Annotated in this window: 21 protein-coding genes; 9 read left to right on the top strand and 12 right to left on the bottom strand. The window is 54.1% G+C overall.

Annotated features, from left to right (window positions below; all coding sequences use genetic code 11):
* Positions 1-39 precede the first annotated feature (39 nt).
* Entirely contained in the window at positions 40-1,110 is a 1,071-nt protein-coding gene (gene ompA, locus NP77_RS17010) for a porin OmpA (protein WP_039660959.1), read from the top strand.
* Between the two features lie 97 nt (positions 1,111-1,207).
* Here the strand turns inward: ompA and matP are convergent, their stop codons facing one another.
* Positions 1,208-1,675, bottom strand: coding sequence for a macrodomain Ter protein MatP (gene matP, locus NP77_RS17005; RefSeq protein WP_008925878.1), 468 nt, complete (start codon positions 1,673-1,675; stop codon positions 1,208-1,210).
* A gap of 53 nt (positions 1,676-1,728) precedes the next feature.
* Between matP and NP77_RS17000 the strand changes: the two genes are divergently transcribed.
* The gene (locus NP77_RS17000; protein ID WP_052250658.1) at positions 1,729-3,600 is read left to right on the top strand and encodes a Lon protease family protein; all 1,872 of its coding nucleotides are present in this window, start codon (positions 1,729-1,731) and stop codon (positions 3,598-3,600) included.
* A 68-nt stretch (positions 3,601-3,668) separates the two neighbouring features.
* Positions 3,669-4,187, top strand: coding sequence for a bifunctional 3-hydroxydecanoyl-ACP dehydratase/trans-2-decenoyl-ACP isomerase (gene fabA / locus NP77_RS16995; RefSeq protein WP_008925876.1), 519 nt, complete (start codon positions 3,669-3,671; stop codon positions 4,185-4,187).
* A gap of 68 nt (positions 4,188-4,255) precedes the next feature.
* Here fabA and rmf read toward each other — a convergent pair whose 3' ends face one another.
* From rmf to rlmKL, 6 genes are all read right to left on the bottom strand, one after another.
* Positions 4,256-4,423, bottom strand: coding sequence for a ribosome modulation factor (gene rmf / locus NP77_RS23080; RefSeq protein ID WP_008925875.1), 168 nt, complete (start codon positions 4,421-4,423; stop codon positions 4,256-4,258).
* Between the two features lie 279 nt (positions 4,424-4,702).
* Positions 4,703-5,272, bottom strand: a complete 570-nt coding sequence (pqiC, locus tag NP77_RS16990; protein WP_008925874.1) for a membrane integrity-associated transporter subunit PqiC — start codon at positions 5,270-5,272, stop codon at positions 4,703-4,705.
* Positions 5,269-6,912 (bottom strand): intermembrane transport protein PqiB, encoded by a 1,644-nt coding sequence (gene pqiB / locus NP77_RS16985; protein WP_008925873.1) that lies wholly within the window; start codon positions 6,910-6,912, stop codon positions 5,269-5,271. Before pqiB ends, pqiC begins: the two co-directional genes overlap by 4 nt.
* The gene (gene pqiA, locus NP77_RS16980; RefSeq protein WP_039660956.1) at positions 6,899-8,167 is read right to left on the bottom strand and encodes a membrane integrity-associated transporter subunit PqiA; all 1,269 of its coding nucleotides are present in this window, start codon (positions 8,165-8,167) and stop codon (positions 6,899-6,901) included. Before pqiA ends, pqiB begins: the two co-directional genes overlap by 14 nt.
* Before the next feature lie 14 nt (positions 8,168-8,181).
* A complete protein-coding gene (locus NP77_RS16975) occupies positions 8,182-10,098 on the bottom strand; it encodes an ABC transporter ATP-binding protein (protein WP_039660954.1) in 1,917 nt (638 codons plus the stop codon).
* A gap of 6 nt (positions 10,099-10,104) precedes the next feature.
* Positions 10,105-12,219, bottom strand: coding sequence for a bifunctional 23S rRNA (guanine(2069)-N(7))-methyltransferase RlmK/23S rRNA (guanine(2445)-N(2))-methyltransferase RlmL (gene rlmKL, locus NP77_RS16970; RefSeq protein WP_039660952.1), 2,115 nt, complete (start codon positions 12,217-12,219; stop codon positions 10,105-10,107).
* A gap of 110 nt (positions 12,220-12,329) precedes the next feature.
* Between rlmKL and NP77_RS16965 the strand changes: the two genes are divergently transcribed.
* Entirely contained in the window at positions 12,330-13,439 is a 1,110-nt protein-coding gene (locus NP77_RS16965; RefSeq protein ID WP_008925869.1) for a YcbX family protein, read from the top strand.
* On the opposite strand, the gene NP77_RS16960 is transcribed toward NP77_RS16965, so the two are convergent.
* The 4 genes from NP77_RS16960 to NP77_RS16945 all read right to left on the bottom strand — a co-directional run bounded on the left by NP77_RS16960 (position 13,440) and on the right by NP77_RS16945 (position 17,663).
* On the bottom strand, positions 13,440-13,982 hold the full coding sequence (locus NP77_RS16960) for a cell division protein ZapC (protein ID WP_008925868.1): 543 nt from the start codon (positions 13,980-13,982) through the stop codon (positions 13,440-13,442).
* Between the two features lie 152 nt (positions 13,983-14,134).
* Positions 14,135-15,145 (bottom strand): quinone-dependent dihydroorotate dehydrogenase, encoded by a 1,011-nt coding sequence (gene pyrD, locus NP77_RS16955; RefSeq protein ID WP_008925867.1) that lies wholly within the window; start codon positions 15,143-15,145, stop codon positions 14,135-14,137.
* Positions 15,146-15,279: 134 nt separating this feature from the next.
* Complete coding sequence (locus tag NP77_RS16950; protein ID WP_039660951.1) at positions 15,280-16,581, bottom strand: flippase; 1,302 nt, start codon at positions 16,579-16,581, stop codon at positions 15,280-15,282.
* 101 nt (positions 16,582-16,682) lie between these two features.
* The gene (locus NP77_RS16945) at positions 16,683-17,663 is read right to left on the bottom strand and encodes a glycosyltransferase family 2 protein (RefSeq protein ID WP_008925865.1); all 981 of its coding nucleotides are present in this window, start codon (positions 17,661-17,663) and stop codon (positions 16,683-16,685) included.
* A 749-nt stretch (positions 17,664-18,412) separates the two neighbouring features.
* Here NP77_RS16945 and ssuE point away from each other — a divergent pair.
* From ssuE to ssuB, 5 genes are read left to right on the top strand one after another with little or no spacing between them, the layout of a single operon-like run.
* On the top strand, positions 18,413-18,964 hold the full coding sequence (gene ssuE, locus NP77_RS16940) for an NADPH-dependent FMN reductase (protein ID WP_008925864.1): 552 nt from the start codon (positions 18,413-18,415) through the stop codon (positions 18,962-18,964).
* Positions 18,965-18,975: 11 nt separating this feature from the next.
* Entirely contained in the window at positions 18,976-19,929 is a 954-nt protein-coding gene (locus NP77_RS16935; protein ID WP_039660948.1) for a sulfonate ABC transporter substrate-binding protein, read from the top strand.
* A 12-nt stretch (positions 19,930-19,941) separates the two neighbouring features.
* Positions 19,942-21,090 carry an FMNH2-dependent alkanesulfonate monooxygenase gene (ssuD, locus tag NP77_RS16930; protein WP_039660947.1) on the top strand — a complete coding sequence of 383 codons (1,149 nt, stop codon included), beginning with the start codon at positions 19,942-19,944 and terminating at the stop codon, positions 21,088-21,090.
* Positions 21,091-21,100: 10 nt separating this feature from the next.
* Positions 21,101-21,892 carry an aliphatic sulfonate ABC transporter permease SsuC gene (gene ssuC / locus NP77_RS16925; RefSeq protein ID WP_039660945.1) on the top strand — a complete coding sequence of 264 codons (792 nt, stop codon included), beginning with the start codon at positions 21,101-21,103 and terminating at the stop codon, positions 21,890-21,892.
* The gene (ssuB, locus tag NP77_RS16920) at positions 21,889-22,677 is read left to right on the top strand and encodes an aliphatic sulfonates ABC transporter ATP-binding protein (RefSeq protein ID WP_039660944.1); all 789 of its coding nucleotides are present in this window, start codon (positions 21,889-21,891) and stop codon (positions 22,675-22,677) included. The genes ssuC and ssuB overlap by 4 nt, the downstream gene beginning before the upstream one ends.
* A gap of 73 nt (positions 22,678-22,750) precedes the next feature.
* On the opposite strand, the gene pepN is transcribed toward ssuB, so the two are convergent.
* Positions 22,751-25,366, bottom strand: coding sequence for an aminopeptidase N (pepN, locus tag NP77_RS16915; RefSeq protein WP_039660942.1), 2,616 nt, complete (start codon positions 25,364-25,366; stop codon positions 22,751-22,753).
* Between the last annotated feature and the right edge of the window lie 29 nt (positions 25,367-25,395).

Here is a 25,395-nt window from a genome sequence, read left to right as displayed (position 1 = left end):
TTTTGCTCATTGCCTATTTGGATGATAACGAGGCGCAAAATGAAAAAGACAGCTATCGCAATTGCAGTGGCACTGGCTGGCTTCGCTACCGTAGCGCAGGCCGCTCCGAAAGATAACACCTGGTACACCGGTGCTAAACTGGGCTGGTCTCAGTATCACGACACTGGCTACTACGGTCACGGTTACGAGAACAATGACGGTCCAACTCATGAAAGCCAGCTGGGCGCAGGTGCGTTCGTTGGTTATCAGGCAAACCCATACCTGGGCTTCGAGATGGGCTATGACTGGCTGGGTCGCATGCCTAATAAAGGCAATGTGACTAACGGCGCATTCAAAGCACAGGGCGTTCAGCTGGCTGCTAAACTGAGCTACCCAATTAATGACGATCTGGACGTGTATACTCGTCTGGGCGGCATGGTATGGCGTGCAGATGCAACGCAGACTAACTCAACTACTGGCCGCATCAGCGACCACGACACCGGCGTATCTCCGCTGGCTGCAGTTGGTGTTGAATATGCGCTGACTCAGAACTGGGCTACCCGTCTGGATTACCAGTGGGTTAACAACATCGGTGATGCACAGACCGTTGGTGCTCGTCCAGACAATGGCATGCTGAGCGTAGGCGTTTCATACCGCTTCGGTCAGGATGACGTCGCTGCTCCGGCACCAGCTCCGGCTCCAGCACCAGCGCCAGTTGTTGAAACCAAGCGTTTCACTCTGAAGTCTGACGTTCTGTTCACCTTCAACAAATCTACCCTGAAGCCAGAAGGCCAGCAGGCTCTGGATCAGCTGTACAGCCAGCTGAGCTCAATGGATCCTAAAGATGGTTCCGTTGTCGTACTGGGCTTCACCGACCGCATCGGTTCAGAGCAGTACAACCAGAAACTGTCTGAGAAACGTGCTCAGTCAGTCGTAGATTACCTGGTCTCTAAAGGTATCCCTTCTAACAAGATCTCTGCACGTGGCATGGGTAAATCTAACCCAGTTACCGGCAATACCTGTGACAGCGTGAAAGGCCGTAATGCCCTGATCGATTGCCTGTCTCCGGATCGTCGCGTAGAAATCGATGTTAAAGGCATCAAAGACGTTGTAACTCAGCCACAGGCTTAAGTTTACATGTCATAAAAAACCCCGCCAAGGCGGGGTTTTTTTATGCCAGTAATAAAGCTGGCATCAGGCGTTCAGGGATGACATTGCTCCCGTTACGTTACTCGCTTTCAGAGCCTGAATTACCCAGGATCGCCTGCAAATCCTGTTTCAGGCTGGACATCTGAGTGGCATATTTCTCTTTACGTTCTGCATCTTCTATCAACTGAACAATTGTTTCAGAAAGCGTGCAGCCGCGCCGCTGTGCCAGTCCCGCCAGTCGTTGCCAGACCAGATATTCAAGGTCGATGGATTTTTTACGGGTGTGCTGATGTTCAGCATTGAAATGGCGTTTTCGCCGGGCACGGATAGTCTGTTTCAGCCGATTATCCAGATCAGAATGGATATGTTCCGCGATCCATTCATTCACCGTGACCGGATTATTTTCCATCGCCAGAAGCTTATCGACTGCAGCCTGCGCCGCACTTAATTCAAGGTGACGCGTGATCAGTTCACCTTCCCGATGTTTTTTCACCAGGTATTTCCACTTCCATCCACATTCAAGATTTTCGAGTTGCTGGTATTTCATCGGAATCTCATCGTGATCACGTAACGAACTAAGAATAACAGCTTTTTTCCCGGATGCAGCAACGAAAAACATGCTGTCATCATCACATCTTCAACAGGAAGTCTGCAGTGCTTAACAAGGGTGATTCCTGTATAATCTCGCTTTTCTTAATACAGACAAATGCGATTATTTTGACCAGCACCCAACTTACGTGGCAGACCTTACAGCCGGATAGCGCGCAATACCAATCCGTTTTCTCCCGAATTGCTGATGAAGAAACTGATGCTCTGGCAACGGTACAGCCCCGTTTGCTGAATGCACTTGCGCATTTACACCATCAGACGCAAGGGTTCCCATTACTGCTGGTTCGTAGCCAGGAGAATCGCGATTATCTGGCATTCATTGCCCAGGCCGCACAACGGGTTATGGCCGACAGTACCACGCTGTATGGTGGTGATTACCATATCATGGCAGATAATGTCACGCTCCAGCCTCCCTCCGATCCGCAACGCCCGTTCACCAGTCAGGGTGGTATTCACTTTGCTGAGTGGATTGAGATGGAACAGTTGTTTGGCTGCGTGCGCCAGTATAAAGATCGCATCCAGCTCGACCCGGGCCTGATACATCGCGCTAACGGCGGCACGCTGGTGCTCTCCTTGCAAAGCCTGATGACGCAGCCCATTCTCTGGTTGCGCCTGAAAAAGTGTATTGAACAGGGCTATGTCGAGTGGACATCCCAGGACGAACGCCAGCCGCTGCCGGTTTCTATTCCGCCTCTGCCACTCAGCCTCAATCTGGTCCTGTGTGGCGAACGTGAAACGCTGGCAGATTTTCAGGAGCTCGACCCTGAAGCACACGAAATGGCCATCTATACTGAGTTTGAAGAGAATATTCAGATTCTGGATGAGGATGACATGCTTGCCTGGTGTCGCTGGAACGCAGAACTGGCACAGCAGGCGGGGCTGCCCCTGCCGGAAGAGGACTTCTGGCCCGAGCTGATTAAAGAAGGCGCTCGCTATAGCGGCGATCAGGATACCCTGCCACTTTGTCCCCGCTGGCTCCAGCGTCAGATGCGCGAGTCAGCCCTGATGGGCGATGAACAACTCAATGCTGAAGCGCTACGTGATGCGTTGGAAGCGCGCTTATGGCGCGAGAATTATCTCAATGAACGGATGCGTGATGAGATCCTGCTGCGGCAGATTCTGATTGAAACTGAAGGTGAAGTTGTCGGTCAGATTAATGGTCTGTCAGTGGTGGAATTTCCTGGCCACCCGCGCGCCTGGGGCGATACTTCTCGCATTACCTGCGTAGTCCATCCTGGTGATGGTGAGTTCATGGATATCGAACGCAAAGCGGAGCTGGGCGGGAATATCCATGCCAAAGGTATGATGATTATGCAGGCTTACCTCACTGCCGAGCTGGAACTTGATCAGCAACTGCCCTTCTCGGCCTCAATGGTGTTTGAACAATCTTATTCCGAAGTGGATGGTGACAGCGCCTCGCTGGCTGAACTCTGTGCCTTAATAAGCGCATTGGCAAATCAGCCCATCAATCAGCAAATTGCTGTCACCGGCTCGGTCGATCAATTCGGCAACGTGCAACCTGTGGGCGGGCTGAATGAGAAGATCGAAGGCTTCTTTGATATTTGCCATCAGCGAGAACTGACGGGCCAGCAGGGAGTGATTATTCCTGCCTGCAATGTGCGTCATCTTAGTCTGAACCAGGCTGTTGTCACGGCGGTTGAGCAGGGTCGCTTCCACATCTGGGCCATTGACCAGGCCGAGGAAGCACTGCCGCTGCTGACGGGGAAAATCTGGAGTACCGAGGATGGTCTGGGTGATTGCCTGCTGAATACCATCCAGGAACGCATTAGCCTGTTCAACCAGCCGGACGGTCCGCAACGTCCCTGGGCGCTGCGCTGGCTTAACTGGTTTAACCACCGTTAATCCGATTTGCTCAGCGTACAACTGTTCGCTAATATTCGTGATTCACTAAAACAAGGCTTATTGAAAACATGGTAGATAAACGCGAATCCTATACCAAAGAAGATCTGATTCTGTCAGGTCGTGGTGAACTGTTTGGCGAAAATGGTCCGCCGCTTCCATCCGGCAACATGCTGATGATGGACCGCGTGGTCAAAATGACCGAAGACGGCGGCAAATATGACAAAGGCTTTGTTGAAGCGGAGCTGGATATCAATCCCGATCTCTGGTTCTTCGGTTGCCACTTCATTGGCGATCCGGTGATGCCGGGCTGCCTGGGCCTGGATGCCATGTGGCAGCTGGTTGGTTTCTATCTGGGCTGGCTGGGCGGCGAAGGTAAAGGCCGTGCACTGGGCGTGGGTGAAGTGAAATTCACCGGTCAGGTGTTGCCAGAAGCGAAGAAAGTTACTTACCGCATTCACTTCAAACGCGTGATCAACCGTAAACTGGTGATGGGCGTGGCAGATGGTGAAGTGCTGGTTGACGGTAATCTGATCTATACCGCCAGCGATCTGAAAGTCGGCCTGTTTAAAGATACCGCCGCTTTCTAAGCGTTTCCTCCGGAAACAAAAACCTCCGCGCATGGCGGAGGTTATATTCCCTTTTCAGTGACATCCGGTTATGCAGCTACCGACCTGTCCTCCATGGCTTGTCGCCAACCTCCCAACCAGTGAGACTTAGCGTCAATCAACTGATACGGACACATCTCTTTTGAGCGTCCAGTAATGCCTGCCTGATAACCACGTGAATGGGCGCGTTCGAGGCGGTCTCGTTTCTGTCTCTTCATACTCCGTGTCCCTCATGTAAGGTCTGTGGAATCTGGTGGAAAGAAAAGTGGTGATTTAATGTTCAACCACCCTTATGTTCTACCTCCTGCGAATCCAAAGATCAATGCTCAATCTTCATGCCAGTGTCATAAATGTGACCTTAATCGGTAAAAATAACGGCGTTTTGTGATGCACACATCAACACCATCTCTCTGATTAAGCTAATAAAAAAGCCCCTGGCCGGCGTCGAAAAATCACGACAACCGGACAGGGGCTTAGCTTATTTATTCACATTAATCTTAATTTAACGCAACCACACTGTTGGCAATCTTCTGCGCAGTCTGTTGCCAGCCCGCCGCCAGCGTACGGACCATAGCATCATAGCCATCTTCGGTTTGCGGCAGAACCAGATTAAACGCCTGCTTAGTCAGACGGCCCTGATGTTCCAGCGTCCATTCACCACTGACGATCGCTTTGCCATCGTAACGTCCCTGGAAGCCGGTGACCGTCACGTTAAGCGTATCGTGTTGCGCACCTAACGGTGAACCGGCCACCAGCCGGCCTGGCAACGCCTTGCTCAGGTTAGTGATCAGCGTCTGCTGCAACTGCTGATCGAGCGGACTGGCCCAGAGATTATTTGTGGCGATGACATATTTGACATCGCTGGTCTGATAAACCAGTCCATTGCCTGCCAGATAATCCGGCACCGTCACCTGCTGCACCCACAACATGGGCTGCGCTTCATTCAGCTGGCTGCTGCTGACCTGCATGGATGCCGCCCCGGAGGGCAGCTGATACCAGGTATTGTCAACGCTGCTACTGCACGCACTTAACACCAGCGCGGCACAAAGTATCAATCCTTTCTTCACTGTTTCGCCCTCTTCGGCTGGGGATCCTGTCCCGGTTTCGCCTCAAATACCAGCGCATTGCTCTTATTGTTGAGCGTTCTCAGTACCGGCTGAAGTTCACGCAGTACCTGATCCAGTCGCTGCATATCGCCTACCACTTTGGTGTAAGCTGGCGAACCTGGCTGCAGGCCCTTCATGCTGCGGTTCAGCTCGCGCAATGTCTGCTGCAGATCTTCCGGCAGCGTTTTCATCGCCGGACTGCCAGTGACTTTGTTGATGTTGTCGATGGTGCGCTGCAGATCACGCATCGTTTTCTGGCTCTCTTTCAGTGTACCTGTGGCTTCGTTAACCATGCCGTTCAGTGGAAGACTGTTGATTTTATCCAGTGCCGCCATCAGCTTCTGCTGAATCTGGCTCAGGCCACCACTGACCGTTGGGATCACTTCATAGCCAGAGACTTTCTGTGGTCCTTTATAGGCTGGCGCATTGTCATAGAAGTCGAGATCGACATAGAGTGCGCCCGACAGCAGGTTGCCCGTTTTCAGCGTGGCACGCAGACCGCGTTTCTTACCATCCTGCAGATGCTGTTCAAGATCGAAATTTTCACCCAGCCGGCTGATAAAGCGATCCGGCTCAATACGAATCAGTACCGGTACGCGGTAATCATTATTCAGCGCCTGATCCAGGCCTGCTTTCATCAATGGCGCTTCAGAAACGGTACCCAGACGAATACCCCGGAACTCAACCGGCGCGCCTGCCTGAAGACCACGAATCGAGTCGGTGAAGAACATCAGGTAATCAATATGGTTGGTATAAAGTGAGTCCTGAATACTGCGCTGATCGTCAAACAGATGATAATCAGATTTGTTCTGCGCAGGCTCACCCAGTTCCCAGCCATCCGGCACATCAAAACTGACGCCACCACTGAAGAGCGTCGTGAGCGAACCCATTTCTACGCGCATGCCAGAGGCAGACATATCCACGGCGATACCGCTGTCCTTCCAGAAACGCACGTTGGTCGTCACCAGGCGGTCGTAAGGCGCAGCGACAAACAGCTGATAGGTCATCATACGTTTATCAGTATCAAAAACGCTGGTCTCAACCGTACCGACGCGATAGCCGCGGAACAGCACCGGATCGCCCGGATTAAGCTGACCCGCTTTTTTGCTGTCGAGAATAATGCGGATACCTTTCGCATCTGGCGGCGCTAAAGGAGGGGCATCGAGCAGGTTAAACTGTTCTGGCGCTTCACTTTTGGTGCCGGGCTGTAATTCAATGTAGGCACCTGACAGCAGCGTTCCCAGCCCGCTGATGCCTTCACGTCCTATTTGCGGTTTCACTACCCAGAAAACACTGTCTTTATGCAGCAGTTTTCCCATACCCGCATTAAGACGGGCCTTAATTTCTACATGGTGGAGATCGTCGCTTAACACCGCGCTCTCCACGATACCGACATCCACGCTGCGACTTTTAATTGTGGTTTTACCCGCAACAATGCCTTCGGCGTTTTCGGTGATTAAGGTGACTTCAGGCCCCTGATGGCTGAAATGGTAGAACAGGATCCACCCGCCAATTAACAGCGTAACGATGGGGACAATCCAGACCGGCGACCAGCGCTTAATCTGTTCCACCTTTGCATGGCCGTGGTTAGTTTCCGTCAAGGCGCGACTCCTTCATATTGTTTTCGCGTACACGATCCCAGGTTAATCGCGGGTCAAAGGTCATGGCAGCAATCATGGTGATAATCACCACCATCGCAAACAGTACTGCCCCCCACGCGGGATAAACATTCATTAATTGCCCCATACGCACCAGCGCAGAGAGCACGGCAATCACAAACACGTCAATCATTGACCAGCGGCCAACAAATTCAACCACTTCATAAATTTTGTGCATCCTGTGGCTGTCACGCCGTCCGCGCCCGCTGGCATCCCAGCAGAGCCAGCCAATCGCCAGCATTTTTAGCGTAGGCACCATAATGCTGGCGATAAAAATCACCAGCGCTACCGGATAAGAACCGTCATCCCACAGCACAATCACCCCCGCCATAATATTAGAGGGATACGCTGTGCCGAGGGTTTCCGTCACCATGATCGGCAACAGGTTGGCGGGGATATAAAGCAGTATGGAGGTAAACAACAGCGCCAGCGTCCACTGCAGGCTGTGCTTTCGTCGCGCCTGCGCCGTTACGCCGCAGCGCGGACAGGTATGCTCAGCTTCAGGCAGAATGGCCGTACAGCATGGGCAGGAACGCAGGCCCTGCTCTAAACCACTGATGCCCACTTCGGGCAGATGAGGTAGCGCGGGTCGGGGGGAGAGACTCTCCCACAACTCGCGCCGGTCAACGCACTGAAAGGCCCGAAGTTGTAACAGACAAAACAGCACCCACGGCCAGAAACTGGTCTCCAGGCCAATCTCACCGTAGGCCATCAGTTTGACGAAGCTGACCAGCACGCCCGCCATAAAAATTTCTGCCATGCCCCAGTTACGCAGCTGAAACAGGATGCGTGCCAGACCAATTTTAAGTCGGGTTGGAAAAGGAACCGGATTGACCAGCAGTATAATGGTGATCATGCAGAAAGCCGGGACCGCCTGCACAAAGAGCAGGAACAGCGTCGCCAGGCTGCTGTAATCTTCCGTCACCATGACCTTGGGGATCTGCGAAAGTGTAATCTGGCTGGTCAGCCCCGCAACTTTCATTGAGACGAAAGGAAACAGATTCGCCAGCAGCAGCATAAACAGTGCTGCCAGCGCATAGCTCGTCGGTCGTTTGCGCGGCTCGTGCCAGTTGGCCGTCAGGGAGGTGTGGCAGCGCGGGCATGATGCACGGCTGCCAACGGGAATGTCCGGCAGCTTAATCATTAAATCGCATTGTGGACAAAGTATCCACGCGTTACTTTTCACTGCTGAACACATCCGTTAGCCCTGCCCTACGCGCCGTTTTTCAGTGACTCAAGCTCTTCCCAGCGCGCAAAAGCGGTTTCCAGCTCCTGCTCAGCCTGCGCCAGATTATCCAGCACCGGCTGTGTCTGATCGTGTGCCTGACTGAAGAAGTCCGGGTGACTCATCTTCGCCTGCAGTTCGCCGATGCGCGCCTCCAGCTGCTCCAGTTTTTGCGGCAACTGTTCCAGCTCTCGCGCCAGGTTGTAGCTGAGTTTATTTACGTTACGCTTCGCATCACTCTTCTCTGCGGCAGGCTTAGCGGTATTAGCCGTCGCTTTTGCGGGTGTGGCAGCTCTGTGCTGACGGTAGGCGGCGCGCTGCTGCTGAGCATCGTGATAACCGCCCACAAAGGTGCCGATTTCGCCGTTGCCTTCAAAAATCCAGCACTCAGTGACGGTATTGTCGACGAACTGACGATCGTGACTGACCAGTAAGACGGTGCCCTGATAACCATCAATCAGTTCTTCCAGCAGTTCCAGCGTTTCGACGTCGAGGTCGTTTGTTGGTTCATCCAGAATCATCAGGTTGCTGGGACGCAGGAACAGACGCGCCAGCAACAGGCGGTTACGTTCACCACCCGAAAGTGCGCGCACCGGCGTCATGGCACGTTTAGGATGGAACAGGAAGTCCTGCAGATAGCCCAGCACGTGGCGCGGTTTGCCGTTAACCAGCACTTCCTGCTTGCCTTCGGCCAGGTTGTCCATCACGGTGCGATCCGGATCCAGTTCAGCGCGATGCTGGTCAAAGTAGGCCACTTCCAGCTTGGTGCCGGAATGCACGCGGCCATGATCCGCTTTTAATTGCTGCAGCATCAGACGCAGTAAGGTGGTTTTACCGCAACCGTTCGGTCCAATCAGCGCAATTTTGTCGCCACGCTGAACCTGGGTTGAGAAATCCTTCACCAGCACTTTGCCGTCGACCGCGTAGTCGACATTTTCCAGCTCAAACACAATTTTGCCGGAGCGGGACGCTTCGCCCACCTGCATGTTGGCTTTGCCCATGACTTCGCGACGTTCCGAATGCTCACGACGCAGCGCTTTCAGCGCACGCACACGGCCTTCGTTACGTGTACGACGGGCTTTGATGCCCTGACGGATCCACACCTCTTCCTGCGCAAGCTTGCGGTCGAATTCTGCGTTCTGCATCTCTTCAACGCGCAAGGCTTCTTCTTTGCCTTCCAGATAGAGATCGTAGTTGCCCGGCCAGGAGACCAGCTTGCCGCGGTCGAGATCGACGATACGTGTCGCCATGTTGCGGATAAACGAACGGTCATGCGAAATAAAGATGATGCTGCCGGTAAAGTTCTTCAGGAACGTTTCCAGCCAGTCGATGGTTTCAATATCGAGGTGGTTGGTTGGCTCATCCAGCATCAGCACGCGCGGGTTACTGACCAGCGCACGGCCCAGCGCCGCTTTACGCAGCCAGCCGCCAGAGAGCGACGACAGTTCGGTATCGGGCTGCAGACCAATCTGCTCCAGCACGTCATGGATGCGGCTTTCCAGCTGCCACAAATTCTGATGGTCGAGAATACTCTGCAGACGCGCCATCTCATTGAGGTTTTTATCGCTTGGATCGTCCATCACCACATGGGAAATGGCGTGATAGGCTTTCAGATGCTCAGCCTGCTCTTCAACGCCCTCAGCCACGAAGTCATAGACCGAACCGGTGATGTTACGCGGTGGATCCTGTTGCAGACGCGCAACCACCAGATCGGTTTCATAAATAATGCGGCCATCATCCAGCGGCTGTTCGCCGTTGATGATTTTCATCAGTGTGGATTTACCTGCACCGTTACGGCCCACCAGACAGACGCGTTCGTTCTCTTCAATGTGCAGTTCGGTGTTGTCTAGCAGCGGCGCATCGCTGAAGGAGAGATAAGCGCCGTGGATACTGATTAATGACATGTAATCTTATTCCTTACCGGCGTGAGTGATCAGCCAGCAGTTGTGAATTTGACGGTTACGCGCGAAGTCCTGCGACTGTGTTTTCTGGGTAATATCCTGCGCCTGCAGGCCCAGTGCTTTCAGGCCATCCATGTCCATTTTGAAACCGCGTTTGTTATTGGAGAACATGATGGTGCCGCCGCGACGCAGCAGGCGCTTCAGGTTACGCATCAGCATCATATGATCGCGCTGAACGTCAAAGCTCTCTTCCATACGTTTTGAGTTGGAGAAGGTTGGCGGATCGATAAAGATCAGGTCAAAATTCTCGTCACTCTCATTCAGCCAGCTCAGGCAGTCTGCCTGCATCAGGCGGTGCTGACGCCCGGTCAGTCCGTTAAGACGCAGGTTGCGCTCCGCCCACTCCAGATAGGTCCGCGACATATCGACCGTGGTGGTCGAACGCGCCCCACCCAGACCGGCATGCACACTGGCGGTGCCGGTATAGGCAAACAGGTTCAGGAAATCTTTGCCCTGGCTCATCTGGCCGAGCATTTTACGGGCAATGCGGTGATCGAGGAACAGGCCGGTATCGAGATAGTCGGTCAGATTCACCCAGAAATGCGCATTAAACTCTTTAACTTCGAAATAGTCGCCCTTTTCGCTGAGCTTCTGATACTGCGCTTTGCCTTTCTGACGCTCACGCGTTTTCATAATCAGACGGTCGGCAGGCAGTTCCAGTACGCTCAGGGTCGCGCTGATCACATCGAACAGGCGCTGACGCGCTTTGTTCGGATCGATCGTTTTCGGTGGCGCATATTCCTGGATAATCACCCAGTCGCCATAGCGATCGACAGCGACGTTGTAGTCTGGCAGATCGGCGTCATAAATGCGGTAGCATTCAATGCCTTCCTGACGCGCCCACTTCTCCAGCTTTTTCACATTTTTACGCAGACGGTTCGCGTAATCTTCCGCAATCTGACCGGCGCTTTCATGGCTGTTGACCGCCAGCTGATAATTTTTCTGAACGCAATCCAGCGGACCGTTTTTCGCTTTGAACTGGCGGTCGGCACGCAGTTGCAGGCAGCTCAGCAGTTCAGGCGAGGCGCTGAACAGCGACAGATTCCAGCCGCCAAAATGCTGCTTCATCAGACGTCCAAGCTGGCTGTGCAGCGCAATGAGGGCGGGTTCGCTCTCCAGACGTTCACCGTAAGGCGGATTGCTCAGCACCGTGCCATGCACAGCCGGATCGACCGGATTGGTCAGCTTCAGCAGGTCCTGTTGAGCAAAGGTAAAGAGTTCATAAACGCCTGCGCGACGGGCATTCGCCTGCGCCCACTCCAGCACGCGGCCATTATTATCATAGCCAAAGAAGCGCGCCTGGGTGGCGGCGGTGCCCGCACGGGCACGCGCCTGCGCCTCGGCTTTCACGTCCTGCCACAGAGCAGCATTAAACTGACTCCAGGCGGTGAAGCCCCAGTGCTTGCGCAGCAGGCCTGGTGCGCGATCGCAGGCAATTAGTGCGGCTTCAATCAGCAGCGTACCGGAACCACACATCGGATCGATCAGCGGCGTGGTCGGCTCCCAGCCAGAACGCAGCACAATCGCTGCGGCCAGCGTCTCTTTCAACGGTGCCTGACCGGTTTGCTGCCGATAGCCGCGCTGATGCAGCGAGCTGCCGCTGAGATCCAGCGCAATACTGGCACGATCGTCATTCAGCCAGACGTTGACACGGATATCCGCCTGCTCACGATCGACATTCGGCCGCTCGAGGTTTTGACGGGTAAAGCTGTCCACGATGGCATCTTTCACTTTCAGCGCGCCAAACTGGCTATTACGAATCGAGTCGTTGGTGCCGCTGAAATGCACGACAAACGTTTTGTCGCTGCCGAACATCGTCGGCCAGTCCACGCTCTGTACACCCAGATAGAGATCAAGATCGCTGTAGACGCCAAACTCTCCCAGCGGCAACAGGATGCGTGATGCTAAACGACTCCACATCAGACTTTGGTACATGGCGCGATCGTCGGCTTCGTAGTGAACGCCTCCCTGCACCACTTGCAAATCCTGCGCGCCCAGCGCGTCCAGCTCACTTTTTAACAGCTCTTCGAGCCCACGCGCCGTGCTGGCAAACAGAGAATTCATATCGTCACTTTTTAACTCTTGAGAAAATTGTCGCGCATTATAGCGAATCGGAGACCTATGTCATAAAGTTAGCTTCTTTTGTGTCGCGCGTCGGGTTCAAGGAGAACACCATGATCACGCTTTCCCGCTTATTTATTCATCCTGTGAAGTCGATGCGGGGATTAGCGTTATCACACGCGCTGGTCACTGACAGCGGACTGGCGTTTGATCGTCTGTTTATGGTGACCGAACCTGATGGCACCTTTATTACCGCCCGCCAGCACCCGGAGATGGTGCGCTTTACGCCCGCGATTCTGCCGGATGGCCTGTTGCTGGCGGCGCCAGATGGGAGTCAGTCCCTGATCCGCTTCAGCGATTTCGATGAGCAGGATCATCCCACCGAAGTCTGGGGTAATCATTTTACCGCGCGCATAGCGCCCCTTGCGATAAATCAGTGGCTGAGCCAGTTCTTCCCGCGCGACGTTCAGTTGCGCTGGGTCGGGCCACAACCCAGCCGCCGGGTCAAAAAGTTTGATCATATTCCGCTTAGCTTTGCCGATGGCTTTCCGTTTTTGCTGATCAACAACGCGTCGCTGCATGATCTGCAACAACGCTGCCCGGCCAGCGTCCGAGCCGAACAGTTTCGTCCGAATCTGGTCGTCAGCGGTGCTGCCGCATGGGATGAAGATAGCTGGGCAGAAATTCAGATTGGCGACGTGATATTCGAGGTGCCAAAGCCCTGCAGTCGCTGTGTGCTCACCACGGTCAGCACCGAGACCGGCGTTAAGCATCCCACCGGTCATCCGCTGGCGACGTTGCAGACTTTTCGTACCGCTCAGGATGGCAGTGGTGACATCGATTTCGGCCTGAACTTAGTGGCGCGTAGCAGCGGCGTGGTGCGTGCGGGTGATGAAATGATTGTCCTGAAACGTCATGCATCGCGCAGGTATGGGGCGGGTGAAGTGGTTGAAACGTTGAAACCAGAAAAACAGGCGCCTGAAACCGTGAACATTACTTATCAGGGTCAGACATTCACCGGAGATAATCAGCAGGTGTTACTGGATCAACTGGAGATGCAGGGCTTTCGCATACCCTATTCCTGTCGTGCAGGTCTCTGTGGCAGTTGCAAGCTGAATCTGGTCGCAGGTGAGGTGAAGGCGCTGAAACAGAGTGCCCTGCGTCAGGACGGCACACTGTTAAGCTGTAGCTGTATTCCGGCGGGCGATGTTGAACTGAGGTGATCAGACAGCGCGTGCGAAAGGTGCAGCAACGTCCTCATGCCAGGGCTGCAGGCGATCGTTCATCACTTTGATGGCATCGCCGAGCACCATGTTTTTTCCCGCCAGCGTGAGACCTTGCTGCGCCAGCAGACAGAGCGCCGCATTATCACCACTTTCAACCACCAGCAGACGTGCCTGTGTTCCCTCTTCAGCCAGCGTAACCTGTACCATTTCGCCAGGACGAGGCTGCATGGCCGGGGCATATGAGGTGAAATGCCAGCTTTTAGGCATCAGGGGTTTGAGAAAGCGGGCAGCGACCAGTGCGTTTAACACCAACTCAGCACGGTGACTGCCACTGAGTTTGCAATGACGGCAGGTCTCTTCAAACGTGTAATAAAGAGCAGCGTCATCGACACAAAAGCCCGATTCAGCGAAAGCGTCCGGCGTGAGCATTTTGCGGGAATAGCGGGAACGAAACAGCATACCGTCGGCCAGGTCGAGCATCATTCGATCGTGGCTGCTGTCAAAATACCAACGCCAGTTATCATCGGGTTTAATTTTCATCGTGTGCCCTGTATTTACCGCTGCGCCAAAAATCACGCAGAATTCAGCGAAAAAGAAACATAAGGAAAAGCTGAAAAAGCGTGCAACAGGACAAAATATAAACGAGCCGAGGGGATAAATAAAGCCCCCGGCCCGTCATTGTGAGAATTGTCTTAGATATTGGTAACGATATCTTTAATTAAGCCCGGTCCCTGATAAATAAAACCTGAATAAATCTGAACTAATGTTGCCCCGGCGGCGATTTTTTCACGTGCGGCCGTTAAAGAATCAATGCCACCAACGCCAATAATCGGCAGGCGTCCCTGCAGTTCCTGAGAGAGGCGCTGGATAACCGCTGTGCTCCGGGACTGAACTGGCCGGCCACTTAATCCGCCTGCTTCCTCAGCATATTTGAGTCCACTAACCAGCGAACGATCGAGGGTGGTATTGCAGGCAATAACACCATCAATCTGATGACGAATTAAACTGTCTGCGACCTGAATTAACTCCTCTTCCGAGAGATCGGGCGCAATTTTCACGGCCAGCGGAACATATTTAAGGTGACGCTGTTCCAGCTCTTTTTGTTTTTGTTTGATTGAGGAGAGCAGATCATCCAGCGCCTCGCCATATTGCAGCGAACGCAAACCTGGCGTGTTAGGGGAGGAAATATTGATGGCGATATAACCGGCGTGGGCATAGACCTTCTCCATGCAGATCAGATAATCATCTTTGCCCTGCTCGACTGGCGTATCTTTATTTTTACCGATATTGATTCCCAGCACGCCGTTAAAACGCGCTTTTTTCACGTTTTCAACCAGATGATCGACACCCAGATTATTAAATCCCATCCGATTGATAATTCCGCCTGCTTCCACCAGCCGAAACATGCGTGGCTTATCATTGCCCGCCTGAGGGCGCGGCGTGACGGTACCGACTTCAACAAAACCAAAGCCCATCGCGGCAAACGCATCAATACACTCTGCGTTCTTATCCAGCCCGGCGGCCAGGCCCAGGGCGTTCTTAAAGGTCAGTCCCATACAGGTAACCGGACGCGACGGCAGAGTCTGGCGATAGAACATCTCAAGTGGCGTGCCGCTCATAAAGCGTAGTTGCTGAAAGGTGAGTTCGTGTGCGCGTTCGGGGTCGAGTTTAAACAGCGCCGGTCGGACGATAGGATAAAACATGCACTCTCCTGAAGGACGGAAGCGATCGTGGAAGTCGGTGCACGGGAAAATGTGCGCCAGAATGGTAAAGTGCTCTGGCGCAAAAGTAAATCGAACTGCGGGGTGGTGGGAAGTTAACTGAAAATCCCTTGATCTTACGCAGCGGAATCGTTTACGGGGTGATTTTCCACCTGCGAGGGGAACAGATATTCCCGGAGGATCCCGTGACGCTGCATGATGCCAAAAATACCGATGCAGACGAACGCTTCTGCCCCGACCATCGACCATGCGGCCCCGATCGCACCAAACTTCCACGCCAGGAAACAGCACAGCGGCACGTTAATCACACCCGCGGCCATCATCACCCACATACGCTGACGCGCTAAACCATGTGGAATCAGAATCTGTAATCCGGCCGGATAAGCAATGTTGCCAAACAGGAAGCAGAGCACAAAGACACGCAGCACATCCGCCGACGGAATAAAGTCCTTACCCAGTAAGATTGAAACCACCAGGTCAGCAAAGAACCAGGTAAAGATCACAATCGACAGACTCAGGGAAAACGACAGCAGCAGGCTTTTGCGCGTCGCTGCAATGGCAGCCCGTTTATCCCGGCCAAACAGATGACTGACGCGCGGGAAGAAGGCGCTGCCAATCTGCTCTGGCACAGAGTTAGCGGCTTTACGCAGACGATCCGCACCGTTATAGATACCCACCATATAGGTGGAGGTAAAGGAAGCGAGAATCACGACGTTGACGCTGTTGAACAGATTGGCACCGGCAATGGCGATAAAGACATCCATGCTGTCGGTGATGCGCTGTTTGATTTCACGGGGCTCAAAGCGATAACGGCCAATGACCTTCATCTCCAGCACAAACTTCAGCGTAATCGCTGCACTGATGATCGAGACAGTGCCAGGGATCAGGGCAGCCAGCCAGGTATCCTGCGGGGATTTCACCAGTAAAAACGTTAGCGGAATCGCACAGAAGTTCCCGAAGGTAGCGATCATTGCCGTCTTACCCAACTTCTCAAAGCCCTGCATCAGCCAGCCAAATGAAAACAACGAGCCTATCAGCGTGGTGCAGTTCGCCAGGATGATAAAGAACAACGGATGCCAGGCAGGATTGAACCAGGTCGCGGTCAGCAGCGTACCGCTGGTCACCACCAGCAGCATCAGCTTGGCGTTAAATGTTGACCAGAAAAGCTGAGTGACGCGTTCTTTGTCATCACGATGGTGAGCAATATCTTTGGTGGTAAAGACATTGAATCCCCAGTCAGAGATGGTACTGCAATAGAGCACACAGGCGATCGCCAGTGCCAGCGTACCCATCTGCTCTACACCCAGAACACGGGCAAGATAGGGCAGCGTCGCCAGCGGAAAAAGAAACGACGCACCACGATAGGCCAGCAGGGAGAAAATATTAATAATCAGACTTTTATCAAGAACTTTTGCCATGACGCAACAACCTTATACACATTGCATGTCTCACCTTCTCATTTCGCTAAGGCATAAACAATATCGCTTCACATTTTTCAGAATCAGGCTGTTTTTTGTGATCAGGCCGCGTTTTTCAACTCTTTTTTGACTTTGTAATGCTGCAGCGCAATAAACAGTTCAGGACGATTAAACAATAACCGCTCTTTAAAGCTCTCTGCTTTTACATTACGTCCCAAAAAGCGAATAGCATTCAGCACATATTCAGGAACAGGTGTTCGATTGTAGAGCGATAAATAGATCATCAGACGAAACGAGTGAACTAAATAGGCTTTTTCCAGGGTGTCACGCCATGCTGATTTAACCATCGATCCGGTTAACGTGTTGTAGGCATGCATAAAAGCGTCATAGCGCTGATGGAAAAACTCATTGCTTTTAGTACTGTTGGTCAGTGAACCGTTGCGAATACGCTGTTTATAATAGACCTGATGACTGACCCAGGCCTGCTGACTTTTCATAAAACAGGAAAGGGTAAAATTGTGGTCTTCATGAACACGTTTAACAAAGCGCAATTTATGCTGCTCAATAACGCGTTTGCTGATGACATAACTCCAGGCCGCCGAGGTATAGCTGCCATTACGCAGCAGCGCCAGCAGGACCTCCTGTGGCTTTTGCTGGCCAAAGAGTTCGTGCCTCACTTTTGGTGAAGTGATGTCAATCTGACCATCGCGGAATACACACGATTTAAAACAGAACAGGTCCGTTTCAGGATGCGTTTCCGCCACCCTGGCCAGCTCGGCCACCAGGCCGTCCGCCACGACGTCGTCCGGATCACAGAAAAAGAGAAACTGTCCCTTCGCCTGTGCAATGCCCACATCCCGGGCCTGACCGGCGCCTCCATTTTCAGTGGTAATTATTTTCACCTGAGGAAGATGCGCATAATTCTGTTCAAGTAAGGCTAATGTTCCATCGGTGGAACCATCATTCACAATGAGTATTTCATTGGGCGCTTTAACCTGACGTAATAATGAATCGACGCACTCCACAATATATTTTTCAACATTGTAAGTTGGAATAATTACAGATAATAGAGTGTCAGACATAGGCAATTCTCTGCTGTTAGAAAAAAGACAATACGCGTCACCTGCCAGATGCAGGTCCTGACCAGAGGCGAAACGTCGAAAAGAGTAATGCGCTATTATTATGATAGCTTTCATTTGGCCTGATTATCTTAAACCGGTAATGCGAATAAAGACCAGTCGTAAAAATTATCTTAACGTTTCCTGTGAAAATCACTGTTAATGAAAGTGCATCTATAGTCCGCGTAAATGTTAAAACCGTTGATGATCGATTTAAAATAGCCCGGCAAAGCAGACGTAACCATGTTCAGGAATGTGTAAGAGAACATCTGTAATAGTGAATAACTTCACCATTACTTCATTTTCATTGCAGTTTTCTTTCTGCGATTAATCTTAGCTTCAGGCAGGGGCTTCCGCAGACAGGCAGATTCTGTGCCGCTCAGAGGGGCTGTTATGCTCACCGCTTCGCTTTAACGCTGTATGACTCTCAGGAAGATTGATTAAGCAATCAGACGAAAACGATTTTTTTCAGCACCCTCCCCCGTTTTGACCATCTCGTATCACACTCCTTAATCAATTCACCGCCTGCCGGAACCTAAATTAAGAATTATCGGAAGCTTATGCGTTCCCTTCTGCAGCGGCGTCTTCTATTTGCATTTTTCACCCTTACTTTGCCGGATAAATCATTTAAGCCCACTCCGTAGCTCTGACAGTATGAAGCCATTAGTTCTCAACTTTAGATAATCAATAACTTTTAGTTATAAGGAGTGATGATGCGCGTTATTACGCTGGCTGGCAGCCCACGATTTCCTTCCCGCTCGACTTCATTACTGACGCTGTGTCAGCACAAGCTGGAAGCGCGTGGCATTGAAGTCATTCCCTGGAATATTCACAACTTTCAGCCTGACGATCTGATCAATGCACGTTTTGATGCACCCGCACTCCTGGCCCTCCGTGAAGACCTCGCGTCTGCTGATGGCCTGATTGTGGCGACACCTGTTTATAAGGCGTCCTTTTCAGGCGCGCTGAAAACCCTGCTCGATTTGCTACCTGAACGTGCACTCGAGCACAAGGTTGTGTTGCCGCTGGCCAGCGGCGGCAGTGTCGGCCACATGCTGGCGCTGGATTACGCCCTGAAACCGGTTCTTAACGCCTTAAAGGCGCAGGAGATCCTGCACGGTGTTTATGCCGAGGACAGCCAGATTACCCACTACGATCGTCAGCCGGTTTTACAGGATTCACTGTCACAGCGTCTGGATGAAGCCGTCACTGCGTTCTGGCTGGCGCTGACCCGTCACCACCACCCCGTTGCACAAGCGGTATAAGGAAGAGTTCGATGAAGCAAATAGTTGGAAAGTGGCTGGTGGCAGGCCTTTTACTCATCGCCCCTCTGGTTCAGGCCGCCGAATCCGATCCGGCTGAGATTCGTATCGGCTATCAGAAAGGTTCAGTCAGCATGGTGCTGGCAAAATCACATCAGTTACTGGAGAAGCGTTTTCCCCATACTCAGATTAAGTGGATCGAGTTCCCGGCGGGTCCACAAATGCTGGAAGCGCTGAACATCAACAGTATTGACCTCGGCAGCACCGGTGACCTTCCGCCACTGTTTGCCCAGGCCGCTGGCGCGGATCTGCTTTATGTCGGCTCTGAGCCGCCAAAGCCCAAAGCAGAAGTGATTCTGGTCCCAAAAGAGAGTCCTCTGAAACAGGTCGCAGATCTGAAAGGGAAAAAGGTCGCGTTCCAGAAAGGCTCCAGCTCGCACAATTTACTGCTTCGCGCCTTACAGCAGGCGGGCCTGAGTTTTAAAGATATTACACCGGTTTATCTGACACCCGCCGATGCGCGCGCCGCCTTCCAGCAGGGAGATGTTGATGCCTGGGCAATCTGGGACCCCTACTACTCCTCGGTGCTGTTGCAGGGTCATTCGCGTCTGCTGACTGATGGCAGCGCACTTAATCTGACTGGCTCATTCTATTTAGCGACCCGCAGCTATGCCGAAGCCCATGGCGCCTTTATCCAGCAGGTTCTCGATACCTTTAGCGCGGCCGATGCGCTGACAATCAGCCAGCGTCAGCAGAGCACCACACTGCTGGCGCAGGCAATGGGTCTGCCTGAGCCGGTTATCGCCAGCTATCTCAGCCATCGGCCACCAACCCGGATTTCACCGGTGAGCGCTGAAACCGCTGCGGCTCAGCAGCGCACCGCTGACCTGTTCTATGCCAATCATCTGTTGCCCGTAAAAGTGACGATTCAGGATCGCATCTGGCAACCGCATACCGTAACGCAATAAGGAGCAACAATAATGAGCGTATCCATTTTCTGGTTTCTGCCAACGCATGGCGACGGCCACTATCTTGGTACTGCCGAAGGGGCACGACCGGTTGATCACGCCTATCTGCAACAGGTGGCACAGGCCGCCGACCGCCTCGGCTTCGGTGGCGTATTAATCCCGACCGGCCGTTCATGCGAAGATGCCTGGCTGGTTGCCGCCTCGCTGATTCCGGTCACTCAGCGTCTGCGCTTCCTGGTGGCGCTGCGCCCCGGCGTGATTTCACCGACTCAGGCGGCGCGTCAGGCTGCCACTCTGGATCGGCTCTCCAATGGCCGCGCGCTGTTCAATCTGGTGACCGGCGGCGATCCGGAAGAGCTGGCGGGCGACGGTGTGTTCCTGGATCACCGTGAGCGTTACGCAGAGTCTGCCGAGTTTACCCGTGTCTGGCGTCGGGTGCTGGAAGGCGAAACCGTCGATTATGAAGGCAGGCACGTGAAGGTTCGCGGCGCGCGTCTGATGTTTAAACCGGTGCAGCAGCCTCGTCCGCCACTCTGGTTCGGTGGCTCTTCTGAACCGGCCCAGGAGCTGGCGGCCGAACAGGTCGATGTTTATCTCACCTGGGGTGAGCCGCCTGCACAGGTCAAAGAGAAGATTGACCAGGTGCGTGCAAAAGCCGCTGCTCAGGGACGCACCGTACGCTTCGGCATCCGTCTGCATGTGATTGTGCGTGAAACAAATGAAGAAGCCTGGCAGGCCGCTGACCGGCTGATTGCCAATGTCGATGACGCCACTATCGCGAAAGCACAGGCAGCGTTCCAGCGGGCAGATTCTGTGGGTCAGCGCCGGATGGCCGCCCTGCACGGCGGTCGACGCGACAAGCTCGAAATCAGCCCGAACCTGTGGGCCGGCGTGGGCCTGGTGCGCAGCGGAGCCGGTACGGCGCTGGTCGGCGATGGTCCGACGGTTGCCGCACGTATCAGGGAGTATGAAGCGCTGGGCATCGAGACCTTTATCCTGTCGGGGTATCCGCATCTGGAAGAGGCGTATCGCGTTGGCGAACTGCTGTTCCCGCATCTGGATCTGCAGGTTCCCCTGGTGCCTCAGCCGCGGGTGGTTCAGGCGCACGGTGAAGCGGTCGCCAACGATTTTACCCCTGAGAAAAAAGTCGCCCGGGGCTGAGGAGAGCATGATGGCCAGAACCCGAAAACGCCTTGCTGATACGTTGCTACCCTGGCTCCTGCCAACGCTGCTGGTCGTGGTGTGGCAGCTAGCCTCACAGACCGGCTGGTTATCAAACCGCATTCTGCCCGCACCGGAGAAGATCGTGACCACCTTCTGGCAGCTGACCGCCAGCGGTGAACTCTGGCAGCACCTGGCGATCAGCAGCTGGCGGGCGCTGATCGGCTTCAGCATCGGTGGATCTCTCGGCCTGCTGCTGGGCTTGATCACGGGCACCTCAAAAACCGGTGAGCGGTTGCTGGATACCTCGCTGCAGATGCTGCGTAATGTGCCGCATCTGGCACTGATCCCGCTGGTGATCCTCTGGTTCGGCATTGATGAATCCGCCAAAATCTTTCTGGTGGCGCTGGGCACGCTGTTCCCGATCTACCTGAATACTTATCATGGCATCCGCAACATTGATCGCGGGCTGGTTGAGATGGCCCGCAGCTATGGCCTCTCCGGCTGGAGCCTGTTTATTCAGGTGATCCTGCCCGGTGCACTGCCCAATATCATGGTCGGCGTGCGTTTCGCGCTGGGTCTGATGTGGCTGACGCTGATTGTCGCCGAGACCATCTCCGCCAGTTCTGGCATCGGCTATCTGGCGATGAATGCGCGTGAATTCCTGCAGACCGATGTGGTGGTGGTGGCCATTATTCTCTACGCCCTGCTCGGCAAACTGGCGGATGTCGCCGCGTTGTTACTGGAACGTGTCTGGCTGCGCTGGCATCCCGCTTACCAACTGAAGGAGGAGAACGCATGAGCCAGACTTTCTCACCGGCCCGCCTCAACACCGGTACGCCGGTTGGCGTCAACGGCGTCAGCAAACAGTATGGCAGTCGCACCATACTCAATAAGATCGACCTGCATATTCCTTCAGGTCAGTTTGTGGCGGTAGTGGGTCGCAGTGGCTGTGGCAAAAGCACTCTGCTGCGTCTGCTGGCGGGACTTGAACAGAGTTCCAGCGGTGAACTGCTGGCGGGCAATGCGCCGCTGCAGTCAGCGCGAGAAGATACCCGCCTGATGTTTCAGGATGCGCGACTGCTGCCGTGGAAAAAAGTGATCGATAACGTCGGTCTGGGCCTGCGCGGACGCGAATGGCGCAGCGCGGCAATGGATGCCCTGGCGGCGGTAGGACTGGCCGATCGGGCCAGTGAGTGGCCGGCTGCACTCTCTGGCGGTCAGAAACAGCGCGTGGCACTGGCCAGGGCGCTGATCCATCGACCGGGTTTGCTGCTGCTGGATGAACCGCTGGGCGCACTGGATGCCCTGACGCGCATTGAAATGCAGGGATTGATTGAGTCACTGTGGCAACAGCATCATTTTACTGTGTTGCTGGTCACACATGATGTCAGTGAAGCGGTGGCAATGGCGGATCGCGTGCTGTTGATTGAAGAGGGCGAGATCGGTCTGGATCTGCTGGTGGACCTGCCCCGTCCGCGGCGTCGTGGATCTGCGCGGCTGGCCGAACTGGAAGCGGAGGTACTGGATCGGGTGATGCAGCGCACGGAACGCCCGCAGCCCGTCCGTTACGCGCAACAGCGCTGAAATAAAAAACGCCTGATGCAGTGCATCAGGCGTTTTAACAGCATAGCGTGTCAACCTATGCCAGGACGGGTCATCAGGCGTTCAGTGCCCGGGTAATTTTCTCGTAAAGATCGCCAGAGAGCTTATCCAGCTGCAGCAACTGCTCAAGCGCCTGGCGCATCATCGCCTGACGGTCTTCGTCATAACGTTTCAGACGAATCAGCGGTTCTACCATTCGCGCCGCGACCTGCGGATTACGGGTGTTCAGGTCGGTAAGCATCTCCACCAGGAACTTATAACCGCTGCCATCTTTCGCATGGAACGCGGCCGGGTTAGCCGAGGCAAAGGCCCCCACCAGCGAGCGAACGCGGTTCGGGTTACTCATGGTAAAGGAGCGATGAGTCAGAAGCTGACGCACATTACGCATCACGTTGGCAGCCGGACTGGTGGCCTGCAGAACAAACCATTTGTCCATCACCAGACCATCCTGATGCCAGCGCTCATCGTAGGCCGCCAGCAGCGCATCACGGCACGGCAACTGAGCCGCCACAGCCGCGGAAAGCGCCGCCAGCGCATCCGTCATGTTGGTCGCCTGGTGGTACTGCGTCTGTACCAGCTTGTCTGCCAGCTGCGCATCGCTAAAGGCAAGATAGGTCAGGCAGGTATTTTTCAGGCTGCGCTGACCAATCGCATCATGCTCCACGCGGTATTCAGGCTGCTGATTGGCGTTGTAGATGGCAAAAAACTCATCGGCCAGTTCGCGGGCCAGCGTGCGTTGCAGAGCGTCACGCACCAGCGCAATCGCCTGCGGATCGATGGTATCGAACAGCTCGGCAATCTCATTTTCCGACGGCAGGGTCAGGATCAGCGCCGTCAGGGCCGGATCGCAGTCGGTATCCAGTAATACTGCACGGAAGGCGTCGGCGACATGCAGCGGCAGCGACAGATGCTGACCCTGCTGATAGCGTGCAACGTTCAGACGGATGTAGGTCGCCAGCAGGCTCTGCGCCGCATCCCAGCGGGAGAAGTCGTTGCGGGCATGGCGCATCAGGAAGGTGAGCTGCGCATCACTCCATTTATAATCGAGTTTCACTGGCGCAGAGAATTCGCGCAGCAGTGACGGCACCGGCTGGAAGTAGACGTTATCGAAAATAAAGGTCTGGAACTCTTCGGTGACATTCAGCACATGGTGCACCGGATGGCCGTTGTTCTGTAGCGGGATCACCTTGCCTTCACCGTCATAGAGTTCAATATCCAGCGGGATATGCAGGGGCAGCTTCTCTTTCTGATCGACGGTCGCTGGCGTGTGCTGCGTGACGTGTAGCGTGTACTGCTCCAGTTCCGGATTGTAATCGTCGCGCACCGTCAGTACCGGCGTACCGGACTGGCTGTACCAGCGGCGGAACTGCGACAGATCGACGTTTGAGGCATCTTCCATCGCCTGGACAAAGTCATCACAGGTGGCGGCGCTGCCGTCATGACGATCAAAGTAGAGCTTCATGCCTTTCTGGAAATTCTCTTCACCCAGCAGGGTATGCATCATACGGATCACTTCTGACCCTTTCTCATACACCGTCAGGGTGTAGAAGTTGTTCATCTCAATAACCTGATCCGGACGGATCGGGTGTGCCATTGGGCTGGCATCTTCGGCGAACTGTGCTCCACGCACGATACGCACATTATCGATGCGGTTCACGGCACGTGAACCCAGATCAGAGCTGAACTCCTGATCGCGGAACACGGTCAATCCCTCTTTCAGGCTGAGCTGGAACCAGTCGCGGCAGGTCACGCGGTTGCCGGTCCAGTTGTGGAAATATTCGTGGCCGATAACGGCTTCAATACCGAGGTAATCTTTGTCGGTTGCCGTTTCCGCTTTCGCCAGTACATATTTGGCGTTGAAGACGTTCAGGCCTTTATTCTCCATCGCGCCCATGTTGAAGAAGTCCACCGCCACGATCATAAAGATGTCGAGGTCATACTCCAGGCCGAAACGCTCTTCATCCCACTTCATGCTGTTTTTCAGCGAGGTCATCGCCCAGTCAGCACGGTCGAGATTACCGCGATCGACGAAGATCTCCAGCGCCACATCACGGCCTGAACGGGTGGTAAAACTGTCACGCAACACATCGAAATCGCCTGCCACCAGCGCAAACAGGTAACAAGGTTTCGGGAACGGATCTTCCCACTTCACCCAGCTGCGGCCCTGCTCATCCCGGCCGCTGTCAATGCGGTTACCGTTGGAGAGCAGGAATGGATAGCGTTCACCGTCGGCATAAATGGTGGTGGTAAAGCGCGCCAGGACATCCGGGCGATCGAGGTACCAGGTAATATGGCGGAAGCCTTCAGCTTCACATTGGGTGCAGAGCGCCTCGCCCGATTTGTACAACCCTTCCAGCGCGGTGTTCTGATCCGGATGAATATCATTGATGATTTTCAGGGTGAAGCTTTCCGGCAGCTGGCTGATCACCAGTGCGCCCTCTTCTTCACGGTAAGCCGTCCAGGGTTGCCCGTCGATCTCCAGCGCAATCAGCGTTAACGCTTCGCCGTCCAGTCGCAGCTCAGCCTGGCTGTCGCCCAGTCGTTTAACCTGACTGATGGCCGTAACACGGGTGGTGGACGCATCCAGTTCAAAGGTTAAATCGATATCGGTGATGGTGTAATCAGGCGCACGATAATCGTGGCGATACTTGATTTGGGGCTGTTGCGTCATATTGCGTCTCGCGTTGTTATAAGTTTACC

Origin of the sequence: Pantoea sp. MBLJ3, from assembly GCF_000816655.1 — a bacterium.
In the GTDB taxonomy this organism is placed as follows: domain Bacteria; phylum Pseudomonadota; class Gammaproteobacteria; order Enterobacterales; family Enterobacteriaceae; genus Pantoea; species Pantoea eucalypti.
The sequence above is the reverse complement of the archived record's forward strand: the minus strand, read 5'-3'. Positions and strand labels throughout refer to the sequence as shown.

Bases quoted from the DNA above. Each gene is read 5' to 3' on its own strand.
- ompA (WP_039660959.1), top strand. From the start codon at position 40: ATGAAAAAGACAGCTATCGCAATTGCAGTGGCACTGGCTGGCTTCGCT.
- matP (WP_008925878.1), bottom strand. From the start codon at position 1,675: ATGAAATACCAGCAACTCGAAAATCTTGAATGTGGATGGAAGTGGAAA.
- NP77_RS17000 (WP_052250658.1), top strand. From the start codon at position 1,729: ATGCAGCAACGAAAAACATGCTGTCATCATCACATCTTCAACAGGAAG.
- fabA (WP_008925876.1), top strand. From the start codon at position 3,669: ATGGTAGATAAACGCGAATCCTATACCAAAGAAGATCTGATTCTGTCA.
- rmf (WP_008925875.1), bottom strand. From the start codon at position 4,423: ATGAAGAGACAGAAACGAGACCGCCTCGAACGCGCCCATTCACGTGGT.
- pqiA (WP_039660956.1), bottom strand. From the start codon at position 8,167: ATGTGTTCAGCAGTGAAAAGTAACGCGTGGATACTTTGTCCACAATGC.
- NP77_RS16975 (WP_039660954.1), bottom strand. From the start codon at position 10,098: ATGTCATTAATCAGTATCCACGGCGCTTATCTCTCCTTCAGCGATGCG.
- rlmKL (WP_039660952.1), bottom strand. From the start codon at position 12,219: ATGAATTCTCTGTTTGCCAGCACGGCGCGTGGGCTCGAAGAGCTGTTA.
- NP77_RS16965 (WP_008925869.1), top strand. From the start codon at position 12,330: ATGATCACGCTTTCCCGCTTATTTATTCATCCTGTGAAGTCGATGCGG.
- NP77_RS16960 (WP_008925868.1), bottom strand. From the start codon at position 13,982: ATGAAAATTAAACCCGATGATAACTGGCGTTGGTATTTTGACAGCAGC.
- pyrD (WP_008925867.1), bottom strand. From the start codon at position 15,145: ATGTTTTATCCTATCGTCCGACCGGCGCTGTTTAAACTCGACCCCGAA.
- NP77_RS16950 (WP_039660951.1), bottom strand. From the start codon at position 16,581: ATGGCAAAAGTTCTTGATAAAAGTCTGATTATTAATATTTTCTCCCTG.
- NP77_RS16945 (WP_008925865.1), bottom strand. From the start codon at position 17,663: ATGTCTGACACTCTATTATCTGTAATTATTCCAACTTACAATGTTGAA.
- ssuE (WP_008925864.1), top strand. From the start codon at position 18,413: ATGCGCGTTATTACGCTGGCTGGCAGCCCACGATTTCCTTCCCGCTCG.
- NP77_RS16935 (WP_039660948.1), top strand. From the start codon at position 18,976: ATGAAGCAAATAGTTGGAAAGTGGCTGGTGGCAGGCCTTTTACTCATC.
- ssuD (WP_039660947.1), top strand. From the start codon at position 19,942: ATGAGCGTATCCATTTTCTGGTTTCTGCCAACGCATGGCGACGGCCAC.
- ssuC (WP_039660945.1), top strand. From the start codon at position 21,101: ATGGCCAGAACCCGAAAACGCCTTGCTGATACGTTGCTACCCTGGCTC.
- ssuB (WP_039660944.1), top strand. From the start codon at position 21,889: ATGAGCCAGACTTTCTCACCGGCCCGCCTCAACACCGGTACGCCGGTT.
- pepN (WP_039660942.1), bottom strand. From the start codon at position 25,366: ATGACGCAACAGCCCCAAATCAAGTATCGCCACGATTATCGTGCGCCT.